Genomic DNA, 17229 nt, shown 5'->3' with positions numbered 1-17229 from the left:
ACCAAACGCGGCGAACTTTTATGCTTGCTCGCCACCAGCCCGCTCGCTCCCGCGGTGACTCGTCTTGCGGTGAGATATCCGCCTCCACCTACACCACTTGTCGATGTGTCCTGGATAAGATCTTGATGAATTTTTCGCGCCTGCTCTGCTCGGCTGCACTGCTGCTCAATGTCACACTGGCTCACGCCCAAGGGTTCAAGATTTCCGATATTCGCATCAACGGCCTCCAGCGCGTTTCCGCAGGCAGTGTGTTCGGGGCCTTGCCGTTGAACGTCGGTGATAACGCCGATGAGCGGCGCCTGGTGGAGTCCACGCGCGCGCTGTTCAAGACCGGCTTTTTCCAGGATATCCAACTGGGACACGACGGTGACATATTGATCATCACCGTTGTCGAGCGACCGTCCATTGCCAGTATCGAGATCGAAGGCAACAAGGCGATCTCCACTGAAGACCTGATGAAGGGCCTCAAGCAATCCGGCCTGGCCGAAGGCGAGATCTTCCAGCGCGCCACCCTCGAAGGTGTGCGTAACGAGCTGCAACGCCAGTACGTTGCCCAGGGCCGCTACTCGGCCACTGTCGACACCGAAGTGGTGCCGCAGCCGCGCAACCGCGTCGGCCTGAAGGTCAACATCAACGAAGGCACCGTGGCGGCTATCCAGCACATCAACGTGGTGGGCAACACGGTTTTCCCGGATGAAGACCTGATCGACCTGTTCGAACTCAAGACCACCAACTGGCTGTCGTTCTTCAAGAACGACGACAAGTACGCCCGTGAAAAACTCTCCGGTGACTTGGAGCGCCTGCGTTCCTACTACCTGGACCGTGGCTACATCAACATGGACATCGCTTCGACCCAGGTGTCCATCACCCCGGACAAGAAGCACGTCTACATCACCGTCAACGTCAACGAAGGCGAGAAATACACCGTTCGTGACGTCAAGCTCAGCGGTGACCTGAAGGTCCCCGAAGACCAGGTCAAGTCGCTGTTGCTGGTGCAGAAGGGCCAGGTGTTCTCGCGCAAGCTGATGACCACCACGTCCGAGCTGATCACCCGCCGCCTGGGCAACGAGGGCTACACCTTCGCCAACGTCAACGGCGTGCCACAGCCCCACGATGAAGACCATACCGTCGACATCACCTTCGCCGTGGACCCGGGCAAGCGTGCCTACGTCAACCGCATCAACTTCCGTGGCAACACCAAGTCCGAGGACGAAGTGCTGCGCCGTGAAATGCGCCAGATGGAAGGTGGCTGGGCTTCGACCTACCTGATCGACCAGTCCAAGACCCGCCTCGAGCGCCTGGGCTTCTTCAAGGAAGTCAACGTCGAGACGCCGGCCGTACCGGGCGTCGATGACCAGGTCGATGTGAACTACAGCGTCGAAGAGCAGGCTTCCGGCTCGATCAGCGCCAGTGTCGGCTTCTCGCAAAGTGCCGGCCTGATCCTCGGTGGCTCGATCACCCAGAACAATTTTCTCGGCACCGGCAACTACGCCAGCCTGGGCTTGACCCGCTCCTCCTACCAAAGCAAGTACAACATCGGTTTTACCGACCCCTACTTCACGCCGGACGGAGTGAGCCTGGGCTACAACGTGTTCTACAACACCACCGACTACAACGAATACTACGATGACGACTATTCGTACTATTCCATCAATAGCTACGGCGCCGGCACCACCCTCGGCTATCCGATCAATGAAACCTCACGGCTGAATTTCGGCTTGACGGTGCAACATGACAGCATCGAACCAGGCACTTACAGCGCCGATGAGATCTACGACTTCATCGAGCGTGAAGGCAAGGACTTCACCAACTTCAAGGCCAACCTCGGCTGGTCGGAGTCGACGCTGAACAAAGGCGTGCTGGCCACCCGCGGACATTCGCAAAACCTGAACCTGATGGTGACCGTGCCCGGCAGCGACCTGAGCTTCTACAAGATCGACTACACCGGGCAGGCCTTCCTGCCGGTCAGCGACGCTACTTCGCTGCGCTTGCACACCAAACTCGGCTACGGCAACAGCTACGGCTCGACAGACGGCCTGCCGTTCTATGAAAACTACACCGCCGGTGGCGAAGGCTCGGTGCGCGGCTTTGAGAGCGGCACCCTCGGCCCGCGCAACACTCCGGCCACCGGCACCTATGCCAGCGCCGGCCAAGCGTACTACTCCGACCGTGACACCGAGTCGCTGGGCGGCAACATACTCATCACCGGCGGCGTGGAATACCTGTTCCCGCTGCCTTTTATCAAAGACAACAAATCCCTGCGCACCTCAGTGTTCTGGGACGTCGGCAGCGTCTACTCCGACAAGTGCTACCTGAGCACCACCCAGGGATGCGACGGGCTCGACCTCAGCCAGATGGCCAGTTCGGTAGGCGTCGGGGTGACCTGGTATAGCCCGCTGGGTCCATTGAGTGCCAACGTGGCCTTTCCGGTCCGAACCCCGGATAACGCCGATACGCAGGTGTTTCAATTTTCCTTGGGGCAGACATTCTGACCATGCTGGTCGGAACTGGTCGAAGGCCGTGGACCTGCTATCTTGAATACCAACCTGAGTAGTTGCGATCCCATGCGTATCCAGGTTTGAGCAATGGAGTGATTAAGTTGGAAGCAATGGAACTGCCCGCTATTGATGAATGGAGCACATCATCTCTACGTGGCGAGTGTGATGTGATCATTGTCAATTACAACGCTGGTGAGCTTTTGGTGGCGTGTGTAGGGTCGGTGTTTACCGCCGGCGCTTCCCGGGTGATCGTGGTGGATAACGACTCTCACGACGATAGCCTGATGCTGTTGGAACGAACCCACGCTGCCGGCGACTCGCTTCAAATCGTACGCAACACCGCCAACCTCGGCTTCGCCGTGGCGTGCAACCAAGGTGCCCGCCTGTCCACGGCCGCCAATTTATTTTTCTTGAACCCGGACAGCGTGCTGGCCGTCGATGCCATGGACCGCTTGCTGCTGGCGCTACGCAGTTCACCAGAGATCGGCATGGTCGGAGGGTTCCTGTGCAATCCGGACGGTAGCGAGCAAGCCGGGGGACGCCGGGTGTTTCCGACGCCCAGACGCGCCTTCATGCGGGCTTTCGGACTTTCACGGCTCTCAGTATTTTTTCCAACGGTGTTTTCCGACTTTTTACTGCACAAGGAACCGCTCCCCAGCGCCCCCATTGTCGTTGAAGCCATCTCCGGGGCTTGCACGCTGGTCAAGCGCGAAGCGATCGAGAGCGTCGGGTTGTGGGACGAAGACTATTTCCTTCATTGCGAGGACCTGGACTGGTGCATGCGCTTCCATCAGGCCGGCTGGAGCGTTCTGTTCGTGCCGGATGCCCAGGTGACGCATGTATTCGGTGGCTGCAGCCGTCATCGTCCCTATTTCGTCGAATGGCACAAACACTTGGGGATCCTGCGCTTCTATCGCAAGTTTTTCCGCCGCAAATACCCTGCAGCCCTATGGGTCAGCGTGGTGATCGCGGTCTGGTTTCGGTTCAGTCTGATGATCCTTCGCCACGCAACTACCCGGCTTAAAAATGCATGGAACCCTTGATAAGAGACCTCAGTTGCGAATAGGAATATTGGGCGGCTCCAGCCTCCTGGGCGAGCGCACCCTGCCATTGCTGGCACAAACCGGTCACCCAACGAGTGCCTTCACTCGAAGTCTGCCCAAGGTGTCCTGCCCCGATGTGACGTGGAGAAACGCTGACAACTGGCACGGACTGACGCTGGATACCTTCCTGTCATTTGCCCCCATCTGGGTATTACCCGATTATTTGGAGCGCCTTGCCAGCGCCCACGTCAAACGCGTTGTCGCGCTGTCCTCCACAAGCCGCTTTGCCAAACAAGCATCGCCCGACGCCCGGGAAAGGGCGTTGGCGCAACGCTTGGTACGCGCAGAAGAACAGCTCGAGCAGTGGGCGATCGAACGGCAAATCGAATGGGTGATCCTGCGACCGACCATGATCTATGGCTTTGGCCGCGACAAGAACATCTCGCAAATTGCCCGTTTCATCCAACGCTTCGGTTTTTTTCCGCTCATCGACGGCGCAACCGGACTGCGCCAGCCGGTGCATGCTGACGACGTGATCCAGGCGTGCCTGTCGGCCCTGAGTACGCCTGGCCTGCCCAGTGGCGGCTATAACCTCTCAGGAGGGGAAGTGTTGCCTTATCACACCATGGTGAGACGAATATTCCAGGCCCTGGGATGCCCCGAACGAACACTGCCCCTCCCCGCCAAGGCGTTAACCCAGGTCGTTTCGATCATGCGCTGCCTGCCACGCTACCGACATCTTTCTGGCGCGTTGGTGGCGCGCATGAACCAGGACCTGGTATTCGACCATTCCGACGCCAGTGACCGGCTTGGCTTTGCGCCCAGGGCGTTTCACCTGATGGGCGAAGACTTGCCCGGGCGCTGAAATAGCCTCAGGCGAATTTTGGGTCTACTGAAGATTGAGTGTGGGAGCTTGCTCGCGATAGCGGTGGTTCAGTTTGCGGTGATGTTGCCTGTGCCGACGTCATCGCGAGCAAGCTCGCTCCCACTCATGTCGACTGTAAACAGCCTCACGACCAACGCGACCTAGCCCTTCTCCTGCGTCTCGATACCAGGCTCGGCGCGATGAACATGGGCTTGCCAAGTCCCCCATTTGCTTTCGAAGTACGCCTGGTTCTTGTCCCAGAGGGCCTGGTACTCACCGCTGGCGATCAGCTTCCTGAACGATGCCTGCCCGTAGTGATGGATAAACGCATCTTCGGCACAGACCGTCCGGTAACCGGCCGCCTGCACGCGACGGCTGTAGTCGTCGTCTTCGAACATCCCGATACCGAATGCTTCATCCAGATACCCCACCTCTTCGAGGATCCCACGGCGGAAGGCGATGCAAAACATGGCGAGCATCGAGATATCGAACGACCGTCCCTTGTGGGCTTCGGTGTAACGGTCTGCAAAATCTTGTATCTGTTGAATGTCGGTGTAGGAAACTTCGACTTTCGCTTCGTTTCCTACCGCATTCGTGACCGGTCCGACCAGGCCGACACTCGGGTCCCTCAAATGCCTGACCAGCGGTTCCAGCCAGCCGTCAGGCACTACCGTGTCGTTATTGAGCAACAGCAGGATGTCACCGTCGGCTTCTCGCAAGCCCTGGTTATTGGCCGCAGCGAAGCCTCGGTTGTCCGGGTTGAGAATGACCTTCGCGGTCGGTACCTCTTGGCGCAGGCGCTCAAGATAATCACCCGTACCATCCTGCGAACCATTGTCGACGACAATGAGCTGGTAATTGGGCCAGGCGGTATTGCGCAGAATGCTGTTTACACATTGAACGGTCAGATTGAGATTGTTGTACGTCACAAGCACGATGGAGACTTTTTCGTACAGCCCGACGATCGCCAGTTGCATGCTATTGAATCGATCTTTCCAGTCATTGGCCCGGGCCAGTTCTACGCGTCGTTTGTACAGGACCAGGTCGCTCTCGGCCAAGGCATGCTCGATCTGTTCGATGAACTCATCGACCCCGGTTGCGAAGTACAGCAAGTCTTTATAGATGCTCATCTCCGTCAGTGGGGTGGAGATCACCGGCTTGCCTGCACTGATGTACTCGTAGAACTTCACCGGATCGACCGCATGAGTCACGTTGTAGAGCCTGAAGGGAATCAGGCAGGCATCGAAATGCTCCAGGTAAAGCGGCATTTGCGAATAAGGCTTCCTGCCCAGCAACTGCACATTGGGCTTGTGCTCAAGGCCCGCCAGATCGTCGACGAAAATATCCCCCACCAGGATGAAGTTCCACTCTGGCCGCCTGTCCGCCAGCGCTGCCAGTAACGGATAGTCGAGCCATTGCGCCAGGGCGCCGTAGTAACCAATCACCGGGCCGACAAGCCCGCTGAGCACATCATTGGTGAAACAGTTCTGCCGGAAAAAGGCGAAATCCACTGCGTTTCGGACCAGTACACAGCGCGGGTTGTGGGCGCTCCACTTCTGGTAAAGCAACGCGGCGGAAACGGTTACCAGATCCGCCTGGGCAATCAGGCTCTGTTCCTCGCTCAGCAGTTGCTCACCGATGTTCGGAAAACCATCCCAGTCATCCATGCAGTCATACTGAATGCGCCAGCCATGCATGGCTCGCAGGCTGCGGGCCACGGGGCTCCAATAGGCGATATGTACCACCGAGAGGGCGGTTCTTATCTGCATATCGGCGACCAGCGCAGTCATGGCGAGCAGCAAAGCCTGATGGTTCTCAGGCGTCACTGTTTTTTCGTAATACGCCTCTTGCACATCACGTTGCAGCGCCACTTCAAAAATGTTGGGCGCCACCGACGTCAATCGATAGGGCTGTCCCTGCTCCGGCACACTGGAGGGGACGATGTAAAACACCCGATAACCATTGCTCGCGAACTGGCTCATCAACTGCTGCGGTCGCTGGAATCGTGCAGCCCATTCAATGTTGGCGAAGCAGAGGATATCCAGGTGCCCTTTGGTGGTGAAATCCGGTTCCACCTCGGGGTTCGGCAACGGCTCCGGTGCGGTCGGGTAGACGATCGCAGCGGCTGTCTCGGGGAATTCCTGCGTTGCGCTAAAACCATAACGCATCCACCGAAAAAGCGAGCGCAAGGGTCGGGTAAAACGCCACGAACGGGTATTTTGCAGGAAGTCGACTTTTGCCAAGGCGATATCGCGCTCATGGATGGCTGCGTCTCTTTGAGCCAGGGCGGCGTCGCGGTCGATCAAGGTGCTGTCGAGCTTAAGCACGTGGGTATCCATGCAGTGGGGTGTGGTCGCCCGGCGGCCACATGGAACTCTGGGAGCCCGGTCGGTAGAACGTTGCCGTCAGGCTGCGGCGGGAAGAATGGCAGCCGCTCACCACCGGGGTGACGGCATGCCAGGAATGATCCGAGCGCACCAGGATCGCCGAGTTGCCCACCAGGGGCTCGATCTCGGCCGCCACGGCGTTGGGGTCATTGCTGTGCAGGATATTCAGGCACCCGCCGTCATTGCGGTCCCAGGACTCATTGAAATACAGGATATGGGTGACCAGTTTATCGGGCAGGTCCGGATGGGCCCCCAAGCTGGCGCCGGGACCGTAATGAAAGACGTTGACCTCCATCGGTACGGCACGCAGGTCGATCCCGGTCAGCTCCGACATGGCCTCTCGATAGCCCGCCGAGCCAAGATCCCGGGCCAGCCGCAACCACGCCTCGCTCAGTTCTTCAGGGAAAGCGATGGTGTTGGAGCCCATGCCCACCAGGGCACGGGCCTCATAGTCATAGTTCTTCTCACCGCCATAACCACTCACCGTCTTGAAGTGGTCATGAGGAAAGGAGGCCGCCAACGCGGCGGCGTCCTCGACCGAATACAGGCTGCCGATTTCAGCCCATGAGAACGGGTGAGCCCTTAGAGCCGCTGGCGTGAGACGAGAGAGATCTAGCATTGTCTGTTCTTGTTCGCTGTCAGGTTTCTGATACCACGGGCAATGGAGCGCAGTGGTGCGGTCATTCGGAAGGAATTGGAGTTCTGCAACTCAAGCATCCTGGCGTCACTGAGCGCCAGTTGCTGACTGAGCTGAACGATCTGTTGCTGCTGGGCAAGCGCTTGTACTGCCGGGTCGTGCAGCGGCTCGATGAGCTCAGGCTCGGGCACGACAGGGCTTGCCGGACATTCAGCCGGCAAGGGGTCGCGGCCCTCGGCGGCGGCTTCGAGCAGGTTGGGCAGATGCTGTAGAAAGGCCCCCAACACCGGCTGGGCAGACGTTTTACCCTGGCGAATGATCGCCGCGACCCGATCCCAATGCTCGACCAACCGATCCGCCGCCGCACTCGCCGCGGGCGATGGGTGGGTCTTGCCGACACGGGCGATAAACCATTGCGGATCGACCGTGGCCACGTCCGGCAACGCGTGGAGTGAGTCGAACTTCGCCAGTGCCGTGTACTTGCCCGTCGTCAGATCCGCCGAGCAAAACACCGGGACACCAAACGCCAGGGCGGTGATTGCCAGGTGGTAGCTGTGGCCGATCACCGCTTGGGCCTGGCTGATAATTTCCGCCATCAGCAACGGTTCCGGCCAGAACGACAAGGTGATGGCCTGGGGCAGGCGTGCCGCAATGGCCGACGGATCGTCCCCCAGGACGGGGCCAATCGGCACCACCAAAAACTGATAGCCCTGGAACGCCTCGGCGTGGTCTTCGAACAGTTTTACAAAGGACTCCACCACGTGAATGGCATGGATCACGATGTAGGGCCCGATCAACCCGGCGCGCTCGCGCAGGCGAATGAACTCGGCGCAGGGCTGCTGCTCGTCGATCAGGTGGGGCAAGCCAAATGCGGTATCGGGCAACACTTCGATCTCGGCCTGTTGGGTGAGCGCGCCGAGAGTATCGCGTGACAGTGCATCGCGTACTCCCACGTACTGGCTTTGCTCAAGAGCCATCGTCAATAACGGCCTGGCCCAGTCGGGGATACTGTTGCAATGCATCCCGGGGGCATTCCACATGACCGGGACCCCGTGCTGCTGCGCGATGAGCGCAGGGGTCAGCCAATAACCGGTAGGGTGATGGATACTGGCGGTCGTCGGACCATAGCCGTGGGCAACGACTTTATCGAAGCGGATCAGGAAGCCACCGCCGATCAAAACACCATCCAGGCTGGACGCCACATGAGGCAGCTCGGTCAGCGACGTCACCGCATAGGGCCATTGCGGTGTTTTTTTGGCGTGATAGGAAAATCGATGCAGGTTGACTGAACCCAAGCGCCGGGCCAACTCCGCCTCGGCAATGAGCGGAAACAGCAGATCGCCGTAGTTTTCTACGTCAAAGGTACCGAATATAGCGACCTGCCAAGTGCGCTCGTCCAACTGTTCCGTCAAAACCTTCTCTCCTTGGGTCCCACAGGCCTTGGCAAGCGACTCGGCTGGACGAGGGTCGATCCTCTGCAACCCCAGGTCGACCATGCCCAGGAAACGCTTGTGGTTCGGCAGCATGTCGAACGCCAATGGCGCGACCTGCTTCTCGATCAGTTGTGAGGTGTCTTCCGTCGCACCGTGCAACAGTTTGAGCGTGACATGATAGCGGCCCTCGGCGAGGTTGGCCGGGAAGCGCACTGTAATCGCCGTACGCCGCCAACCGTTTTCGACGGGCCCCGGTTGCAGTGCGAAGTTACCGCCACCAATCACCAGCAGCCTGGCTTCCTGAATGGTGAAGCTGATGTTGGGTTGAGTGATCGACTCATGCAGCATGGCCTCGACGCGAATCTCGATGTCGTCGCCATACAGGTAACTGGAGCAAAGCTGCTGGGTGTTGGTAAAGCAGGCGGCACTGATATGCCCCTCTTCGGTCCCAAAGGCCATCCCCTCCTGCTCGCCCATGAATGGCTTGCGCGTTACCGGCATGACCCCGCCACTGGCCCAGCGACGTTGCTCGTCACGCATGTCGAGCAAGTGCAGTTCGGCCATTTCGTCGGGTGAGCCACTGGCAACGACCCGGCCCGCGCGCAAGTAGATGACCCGGTGGCAAAAGCGCTTGACCATGCTCATGTCATGGGAGACGAACAGCAGCGTCGTGCCCTTGGCCGCCAGTTCCTCCAGCCGATTCAGGCATTTGAACTGAAAGGATGCATCGCCGACGGAGAGGGCCTCGTCGACGATCAGGATCTCGGGCTCGACACAGACCGAAACGGCGAAGGCCAGCCGTACCAGCATGCCGCTGGAATAGATTTTGGTGGGCTGGTCGATAAAATCGCCGATATTGGCAAAGGCGACGATGTCATCGAAGCGAGCGTCGATTTCCGAGCGACTCAAGCCCAGCACCGCCGCATTCACATAGACGTTTTCCCGGCCGGTGAATTCCGGATTGAAACCTGACCCCAGCTCCAGCAACGCTGCAATCCGGCCATGCCCCTGGACGCTGCCCCGGGTCGGCATCAACGTTCCGCAGATCAGCTGCAACAGGGTGGATTTGCCACTGCCATTACGGCCGATGATACCGACGGTCTCCCCCCTTGCGATGGTCAGGGAAACATCGTCCAGGGCCCAGAACTCGCGATAGAAACGCTTCCTGCCGCGCACCAGCATCTGCAACAGGCGGTCCTTGGGCGCATCATAAATCTGATAACACTTGCTCAGGTTTTCGGCGCTGATGGCCACTTCAAACGACATCGGTAAAACCCTTCCATGAATCGCGGCCATTATTGCGGCGTTACTGGATCAGTCCTTCGTTGGGCACTGCGGATGAGTTAAGCACAGATGGGATAAAAAACTGCGAATGAATCTACACTTGGCCTACCCTCATGAGGATGCCACTCAAGAAGCATCCGATATTGTCTTAAGGATCAAGCACCGATGCAGTCGTTCAGCATGTCCCCTGTCGCCATGATCAAGAGTGTCCTGGTCAATCGAATCTTGATCTACGTGTTGATCCGCAGGGAAGTCATCGGTCGCTATAAAGGCTCCATGCTCGGCATTTTATGGTCGTTCTTCACCCCGGCCTTCATGCTGGTGGTCTACACGTTCGTGTTCAGTGTCGTCTTCAAGGCCCGCTGGTCTGGCGGCGGTGAGTCCAAGAGCGAATTCGCCCTGGTGCTGTTCGCTGGCCTGCTGGTATTCAACCTGTTTTCCGAATGCATCAACCGTGCGCCTGGCCTGGTGCTGGCCAACACCAACTACGTCAAGAAGATTGTATTCCCATTGGAAACCCTGCCCCTGGTGTCCCTCGGCGCAGCGCTGTTCCACATGGCAGTCAGCCTCCTGGCCTGGCTGGTCTTCTACATCGTCCTGTTCGGTACCCCACCGGTCACCGCTCTTCTGCTGCCACTGGTGCTGTTTCCGTTGGTGTTGCTGACGCTGGGTATTTCCTGGTTTCTCGCCTCGATAAATGTATACCTGCGCGATATCGGCCAGTTCATCGGCATTATCATCACCGCGATGCTGTTCCTTTCTCCGATTTTCTATCCCCTCTCGACGCTTCCACAGAGCTATCAGGCCGTCTTGCAGGCAAACCCGCTGACGCTGCCGGTGGAAATGGTTCGCGATGTAATGTTCTGGGGCAGGCCGCCGCAATGGGAGCACCTGGCGGTTTACTCGGCAATCGCCGTGCTGATTGCCTGTTGCGGGTTTGCCTGGTTCCAGAGGACACGCAAGGGCTTCGCCGACGTCATATGACGTTTGTCGCGTGGCACCCCGTCCAGCAACCGCTATGCTGATTCATTGCACGGCTGGAGGCCTGGCTGGTGATTGAAGCCAGTCATCGATCCTGAAAGACCGAGTGTGCGTTGCCGTATTGACCAAAGGACCAGAAAACCGCATGGACCAGATCAACCGTCTTGTTGATTGCATTGACCAACTGAATCGCTCAACACAATCCAGATCCATTGAGGCCTTACAGCTGGTCAAGGAAATCGAGAATCGAGATCGGCTTATCAAACAATTGAACCTGGGTTCACAAGCGCTTCGCACTCGCCTGTCACTTCAAGAAGGCAAGGCCGGGCGGCTGCGCGAGCAACTGCGGTTGGCCGAACAGCGCCTGAAAGACGCCGAGACATTGCTCCAGACAAAAGAAAGCGAGGCGGTCGCGCTTTCCGATTGGGCGGTGGATTTGCGCGCCCAACTGGCGGCGAAGCAGGCTGAGCTGTTCAAGCTTTCGGACTGGGGCAACGCCATTGAACGCGCACCGCTGCGTTATTCGATACGTAAGCAGCTGTATAAGTTGTCGCGCCGGGTCTACGCCTGGCTGCCACTCTCCGCACACCGTAAAAGCAAACTGGCGAGTCGGCTTCGAAGCTGGTTGAAATCCGGCAAGGCAACGCCAGGCGAATCAGCGGCACCCGCTGGCCTCATCCCGCTGCAACCTCTGCCACCGCCCGTAAACCTTGCCGTGCCGTCTAGTCACGGGCGGCCCATGATCCTGATGTTCGGCGTGATTGACTGGCACTTCCGCATCCAGCGCCCACAGAACCTGGCCAAGGAGTTGGCCCGGGCCGGACAAACGACCTTTTATGTCTCGAACCACTTTATCGACGATGATGCCCCCGGTTTCGAAGCAGAGCTTTTGGAAGGCTCCAAACGGCTGTTTCAGATCCGTTTCAAGGTACGTGGCGCACCGGCCATTTATCATGCCCCGCCGTCAGCGGCCGCGATCCGCCAGTTGTGCCAAGGGCTGGCCATGCTCCTGCAATCGGCGAACGTCGGTGCCGTGGATTGCATCGTCCAGCACGCCTATTGGTTCCCGTTGGCGAGGCGTGTCCCCAACGCCACGCTAGTCTATGACTGCATGGACCATCACGAAGGCTTCGGCAACGTTGCCCAGGAAATGCTCGACCTTGAGATCGCCCTGATGCGCAGGGCGGATCTGTTGGTGGCCACCTCCGACTGGATCGAACGGCACGGCAAGCGGGAAAACCGCAACGTAGAGGTGATCCGCAACGCCTGCGAGTTCAGTTTCTTCAGCCAACGTCCCGACAAGGTCTACCGGGATCCTTCCAACAGAAAGATCATCGGCTACTACGGCGTCATTGCCGAATGGTTCGATCTGGACCTGGTCAAGCGTGTCGCCCAGTCCTTCCCGCAGCACCTGATCCTGTTGATCGGCAGCGATACCGTCCAGGCAAAAAAATACTTCAAGGCCTGCCCGAATGTGGTCCTGGAAGGCGAAGTCCCCTATGCCTCCCTGCCCTACTACCTCCACGCCATGGACGTTTGCCTCCTTCCGTTCAAGGTCATGCCGCTGACCCTCGCCACCAATCCGGTCAAGGTCTATGAATACCTGAGCGCGGGAAAACCGGTGGTGTCGGTGAAACTGCCGGAATTGAGCCAGTTCGGCGAACTGGTCTGGGCGATTGAACAGCCGACTGAGTTCATCTCGACCCTGCGCGATGTATTGGAGGCACTCCCAGAGACCAGCGCCACGCTAAAGGCGCGGCAATCGTTCGCCCGGAGCCAGACCTGGCGGCATCGGGCCGCCAGCCTGCGCGAGGCCATCGCGACGTTACCCCTGCCTAAAGTCAGCGTCGTGGTGTTGACCTATAACAACCTCGAACTGACCAAGGCCTGCCTCGATAGCCTGTTGACCCAAAGCCAATACCCGAACCTTGAAATCATCGTCGTCGATAACCATTCCAGCGACCAGACCCCGGCCTACCTCACCGCCTGGGCCAAGGGACATCCAGACCGGATCGTCATCCTCAACCCGGACAACAAGGGCTTCGCCGCCGGCAACAACCTGGGCCTCGCAGCGGCCAGTGGCGACTATCTGGTTATCCTGAACAACGACACGGTCGTCACCGCCGGCTGGATCAAAGGCCTGATCCGCCACCTGCAGGACAACACGGAAATCGGCATCATCGGTCCGATCACCAACAACATCGGCAATGAGGCCAAAGTCAGCACCCGCTATGACCGGCTAGAAGACATGCCCGCCGAAGCCGCACAAATGACCCGCGCCCGCATGGGCGATTGGTTCGAAATCAACACCCTGGCGTTTTTCTGCGTAATGTTGCCGCGCTCGACCTACGAGCAAGTCGGTGGCCTGTGCGAAGAGTACGGCCTGGGGTTCTTCGAGGACGACGATTACTGCCGCCGCGTGCAGCGTCGTGGCATGCGCGCAGCCTGCGCCGAAGATGTTTTCGTCCACCACCATCTGTCCGCCTCGTTCAATACTTTGGGTGCCAGGAAAAAACAGGCACTTTTCGAAAAGAACCGGGCGATCTACGAGAGCAAATGGGGTTCCTGGGTCCCGCACACGTACCGAGACGTATAAGCACCCCCTTTGCATGGCACTGAGGTGCTGAACAGCCGAGACGATATTTTGCCCAGATACAGCCTGAAATACGCAGTGGTGTTGGTGGTTTTACTGGCGAGTGCGGTGGTCGGCGTGTACGGTTTTTCGACGCTCGAACTGGCGTCCATGAACAGCGCCACCCGGACGATACTGCTGTCAGTGGCAGGCATGGCCGCCCTCACCGTCTTCACTGGTAAACCACCGATCATCCTTTGCCTGGGTTTACTGGCATGCCTGTCCGTTGCCTGCGCCCAGATCTGGCCGGTCATTGTCGTCGCGCTGTTCGCGCTGTCTTGCATCGTGCTCGGCAGGTGGATGCTCAGGCAAGAAGCCTCGATCGACTGGAGCGTCCACCTGCTGGTGGGAGCGGGCACGTTCGGCACGCTGACAGGCCTGGCGGCCTACTTGCCGATCAACTACCCCTGGCTGTATGGCGCGCTGCTGTTAACGCCGCTCATATTGGGCCACCGGCATGTCACGTCGATAGGGGGTGAACTGCTGAGGCAGATCCAGGCCAGTCGTTCAGTGCAAACACCCCTCCAGACGGGTCTCGACGTACTGATCTGCAGCTTCGCCTGCCTTTACGTGCTGGTCGCCTTCATGCCGGAGGTCGGGCATGACGCGTTGGCCATGCACCTTTTCGTCCCGTCACACCTGGCTCAGCGGCATCAATGGTCGTTCGACGCAGGCACTTATGTATGGGCGGTCATGCCCATGCTGGCCGACTGGATCTATAGCATTGTCTATATGCTGGCCGGCGAAACGGCCTCGCGCCTGAGCAACAGCGCATTCACTTTGCTGCTGGCTTGGCAAATCCGCAACATGACCCTCTGGGCCGGCGGCTCTGCCACCAGCGCCCGCTGGGCGAGCCTGATCTTTCTGTCGACACCCCTCGCCTTCGCTGAGAGCAGCAGCCTGCATATAGAGTCGGCCTGGACCGCCTTCATGATGGCCGGGACGCTCGCGATCCTGAAAGTCTCAAGCTTCACGCCCGATCCCAGGGAGCGCTTGTCGCAACTGCTCCTGGCCGGCCTCCTGCTGGGTTTCGCCCTGGCGACCAAAGCCGTGACCCTGAGCGTCCTGCCGGTCCTGCTGGTGATCCTCTTGCTGCACTGCAAGGCCTGGGCCGTCCAAGGGATCGTCAAGACGCTCCTGCTGGGCAGTGTCGGCCTGATACTGGCGGGCGCGACCCCTTACCTCTCAGCCGGGTACTTGACCGGCAACCCCGTGTTCCCGTTTTTCAATGCCATTTTCCATTCGCCGCTCTGGCCGAACATCAACTTCGAACCACCGGCCACTTTCGGTACCGGTGTGACCTGGGACACCCTCTATCGAATGGTCTTCAAGTCGCCTCAGTTCATCGAGGGGCGAGTTGGCGCGGCCGGCTTTCAATGGCTGCTGCTACCCACCGCTGCCGTCGCCGTGCTGTTGAGCGGCAACAAAAAAGCCTTGTGCATTCTCCTGGTCGGCGCCGGCTCGATGTTCACGACGTTCCACTCAACCGCCTACCTGCGTTATGTATTCCCCTCCTTCGCGCTGTTCTCAGTCATCCTGGCCCTGCCCTTTTCCGACGCGAAGATTTTCCCGCGCAGCCTCGCCATCCTGGCCGGTGCCTTGTTGATCCTGACCAATACCCGTTTCATCCAGGCCGCGACTTATTATGGCGAAATCAACCCCTCCGCACTGTTGAGCAAGACCGGTCGGGATGCCTATCTATTGGAACGGCTGCCCATCCGAAACATGGTCGACACTGTCAACGCCTTGAATACCGGGCATCAGCCCGTGGCGGTCTTTGCGTCACCCTTGATGGCGGGTTTGCATGGCGATGCCCTTTACGCGTCGTGGTACAACCTGAAGTGGAAAAACGAATTCGATGCGGCGGCCTCGCCATCGGAGCTTGCCCAACGCTTGCGCCAGCGCCAGGTGAACTGGCTGGTGATCGACCTCAAGTCTCTTCCCCAGGCGCGCCTGGACCTGCTGCTCAATGTGTCCACGTCGTATGCCAGGCTGGGTGACGTGGAACTGCGCAAGCTCAATGACACACACTACGAACACCTGCTCAATCCAGAGCTGTCCAGCCTCGAGGGCTGGAGCCTGACATCACCCTCGACCTATGACCCGTCGCGCAAGATCCTGACCGTCAACGTCCAGACACCGGCGATACAGCGTGTCGAAGTGACGCCAGGGCTGACGTACATCAACAGCGTGTCCGCCCGCTGCGCAACGACAGCCACTGCCGGAAGAATCCAGGCCAATTGGATGGATGAGCAAGGCAACTTCATTACCACCAGCATCGAGACGTTTGACTGCACCACGCAATGGGAGACCCATGAAATGAACGTGGTTGCCCCTGCGAACGCGACGTCCGTGATCATTTATGCGTCCGGCCATACCGACACTCCCCTGGAGTTCAAGTCCCTTTCATTCAGGCAATAGTGGGCGATATCGATGAACTCAAAAACAGCGCTTTTCACGGACGAACAACGCGTCGCCGTCGTCATCCCCAGCTATCGGGTCACCGCTCATATAGTGGACGTCATAGAGGCCATAGGGCCGGAGGTCTGGCGCATCTATGTCATTGACGACGCCTGTCCGGACGGCTCGGGCGGGCATGTCCTGGCGTCCTGTAACGACCCCCGGGTCAAAGTATTGCCCCATGACGTCAACAAAGGCGTCGGCGGCGCGGTCATGACCGGCTATCGAGCAGCCCTCGCCGAGGGGGCGAGTATCATCGTCAAAGTCGACGGGGACGGTCAGATGGACCCAACCCTGATCCCGCTGTTCATCGAACCGATCCTGGCGGGAGAAGCCGACTACACCAAGGGCAATCGGTTTTTCGATCTGGAGGAAGTCCAATCGATGCCGCGTATTCGCCTGTTCGGCAACGCTGTGCTGTCGCTGATGGCCAAATTGTCGACGGGTTACTGGGACCTGTTCGACCCCACCAACGGCTACACGGCGATTCACCGTGACGTCGCCCGGCTGCTGCCCCTGGACAAAGTCAGCCAACGCTACTTTTTCGAGACCGACATTCTGTTTCGCCTGAACACCGTGCGTGCCGTGGTGGTGGATATTCCGATGGAAGCCCGATACGGCGACGAAGTCAGTCATCTCAAGATCTCGAAAATCGTGGGTGAATTCCTGTTCAAACACTTGCGAAACTTCACCAAGCGCGTGCTCTACAACTATTATCTGCGCGACATGTCCCTGGCTTCGATCGAACTGCCGATCGGGATTCTCATGTTCTTGTTCGGCATCCTCTTCGGCAGTTACCACTGGTTCGAATCGGCGCAAAATGGCATCGCGACACCAGCCGGAACCGTGATGCTCAGCGCGCTGCCCATGCTCATGGGCTTGCAGTTGATCATGGCGTTCCTCGGTTATGACATCGCCTCCGTACCCAGCCGACCACGGCAATCCAGGCGTGGTAAAGCAACGTCATTGCGGGAAGAAAACTCATTAAAGCGCTGAGAGATTTTTTATC

The 17229-nt window shown here is 58.8% G+C and carries 9 protein-coding genes and 2 pseudogenes; 7 read left to right on the top strand and 4 right to left on the bottom strand.

Features of this window, described 5'->3' with window-relative positions:
* The first annotated feature begins 125 nt into the window (after positions 1 to 125).
* The 3 genes from bamA to GN234_RS28710 all read left to right on the top strand — a co-directional run bounded on the left by bamA (position 126) and on the right by GN234_RS28710 (position 4406).
* Complete coding sequence (gene bamA, locus GN234_RS28720) at positions 126 to 2492, top strand: outer membrane protein assembly factor BamA (protein ID WP_176689443.1); 2367 nt, start codon at positions 126 to 128, stop codon at positions 2490 to 2492.
* A 116-nt stretch (positions 2493 to 2608) separates the two neighbouring features.
* Positions 2609 to 3541 carry a glycosyltransferase family 2 protein gene (locus tag GN234_RS28715; RefSeq protein WP_162893912.1) on the top strand — a complete coding sequence of 311 codons (933 nt, stop codon included), beginning with the start codon at positions 2609 to 2611 and terminating at the stop codon, positions 3539 to 3541.
* Between the two features lie 136 nt (positions 3542 to 3677).
* Positions 3678 to 4406, top strand: coding sequence for an NAD-dependent epimerase/dehydratase family protein (locus tag GN234_RS28710; RefSeq protein ID WP_212801168.1), 729 nt, complete (start codon positions 3678 to 3680; stop codon positions 4404 to 4406).
* Between the two features lie 161 nt (positions 4407 to 4567).
* On the opposite strand, the gene GN234_RS28705 is transcribed toward GN234_RS28710, so the two are convergent.
* The 4 genes and pseudogenes from GN234_RS28705 to GN234_RS30115 form a co-directional block, all read right to left on the bottom strand.
* Positions 4568 to 6733 carry a glycosyltransferase gene (locus tag GN234_RS28705; protein ID WP_176689441.1) on the bottom strand — a complete coding sequence of 722 codons (2166 nt, stop codon included), beginning with the start codon at positions 6731 to 6733 and terminating at the stop codon, positions 4568 to 4570.
* The gene (locus GN234_RS28700; protein WP_162893848.1) at positions 6726 to 7412 is read right to left on the bottom strand and encodes a 2OG-Fe(II) oxygenase; all 687 of its coding nucleotides are present in this window, start codon (positions 7410 to 7412) and stop codon (positions 6726 to 6728) included. The genes GN234_RS28705 and GN234_RS28700 overlap by 8 nt, the downstream gene beginning before the upstream one ends.
* A pseudogene (locus GN234_RS30120) lies at positions 7406 to 8719 on the bottom strand (polysaccharide pyruvyl transferase family protein); the annotation flags it as partial. The gene GN234_RS28700 and the pseudogene GN234_RS30120, both read right to left, overlap by 7 nt.
* Positions 8720 to 8905: 186 nt before the next feature.
* Positions 8906 to 10129, bottom strand: a pseudogene (locus GN234_RS30115) (ABC transporter ATP-binding protein); the annotation flags it as partial.
* 183 nt (positions 10130 to 10312) lie between these two features.
* On the opposite strand from GN234_RS30115, the gene GN234_RS28690 reads away from it, so the two are divergent.
* The 4 genes from GN234_RS28690 (at position 10313) to GN234_RS28675 (ending at position 17216) form a co-directional block, all read left to right on the top strand.
* On the top strand, positions 10313 to 11131 hold the full coding sequence (locus GN234_RS28690) for an ABC transporter permease (protein WP_176689439.1): 819 nt from the start codon (positions 10313 to 10315) through the stop codon (positions 11129 to 11131).
* Between the two features lie 265 nt (positions 11132 to 11396).
* Positions 11397 to 13724: a glycosyltransferase gene (locus tag GN234_RS28685; RefSeq protein ID WP_233459495.1), complete on the top strand. Its 2328-nt coding sequence runs from the start codon at positions 11397 to 11399 to the stop codon at positions 13722 to 13724.
* Positions 13725 to 13772: 48 nt separating this feature from the next.
* On the top strand, positions 13773 to 16181 hold the full coding sequence (locus GN234_RS28680) for a phospholipid carrier-dependent glycosyltransferase (protein WP_233459494.1): 2409 nt from the start codon (positions 13773 to 13775) through the stop codon (positions 16179 to 16181).
* 12 nt (positions 16182 to 16193) lie between these two features.
* Positions 16194 to 17216, top strand: a complete 1023-nt coding sequence (locus tag GN234_RS28675; RefSeq protein ID WP_116832909.1) for a glycosyltransferase family 2 protein — start codon at positions 16194 to 16196, stop codon at positions 17214 to 17216.
* The last annotated feature ends 13 nt before the right edge of the window (positions 17217 to 17229 follow it).

Source organism: Pseudomonas bijieensis (assembly GCF_013347965.1).
Classification (GTDB): Bacteria; Pseudomonadota; Gammaproteobacteria; order Pseudomonadales; family Pseudomonadaceae; genus Aquipseudomonas; species Aquipseudomonas bijieensis.
Note: the sequence above shows the minus strand (reverse complement) of the source record. Positions and strands in the feature narration are given on the sequence as shown.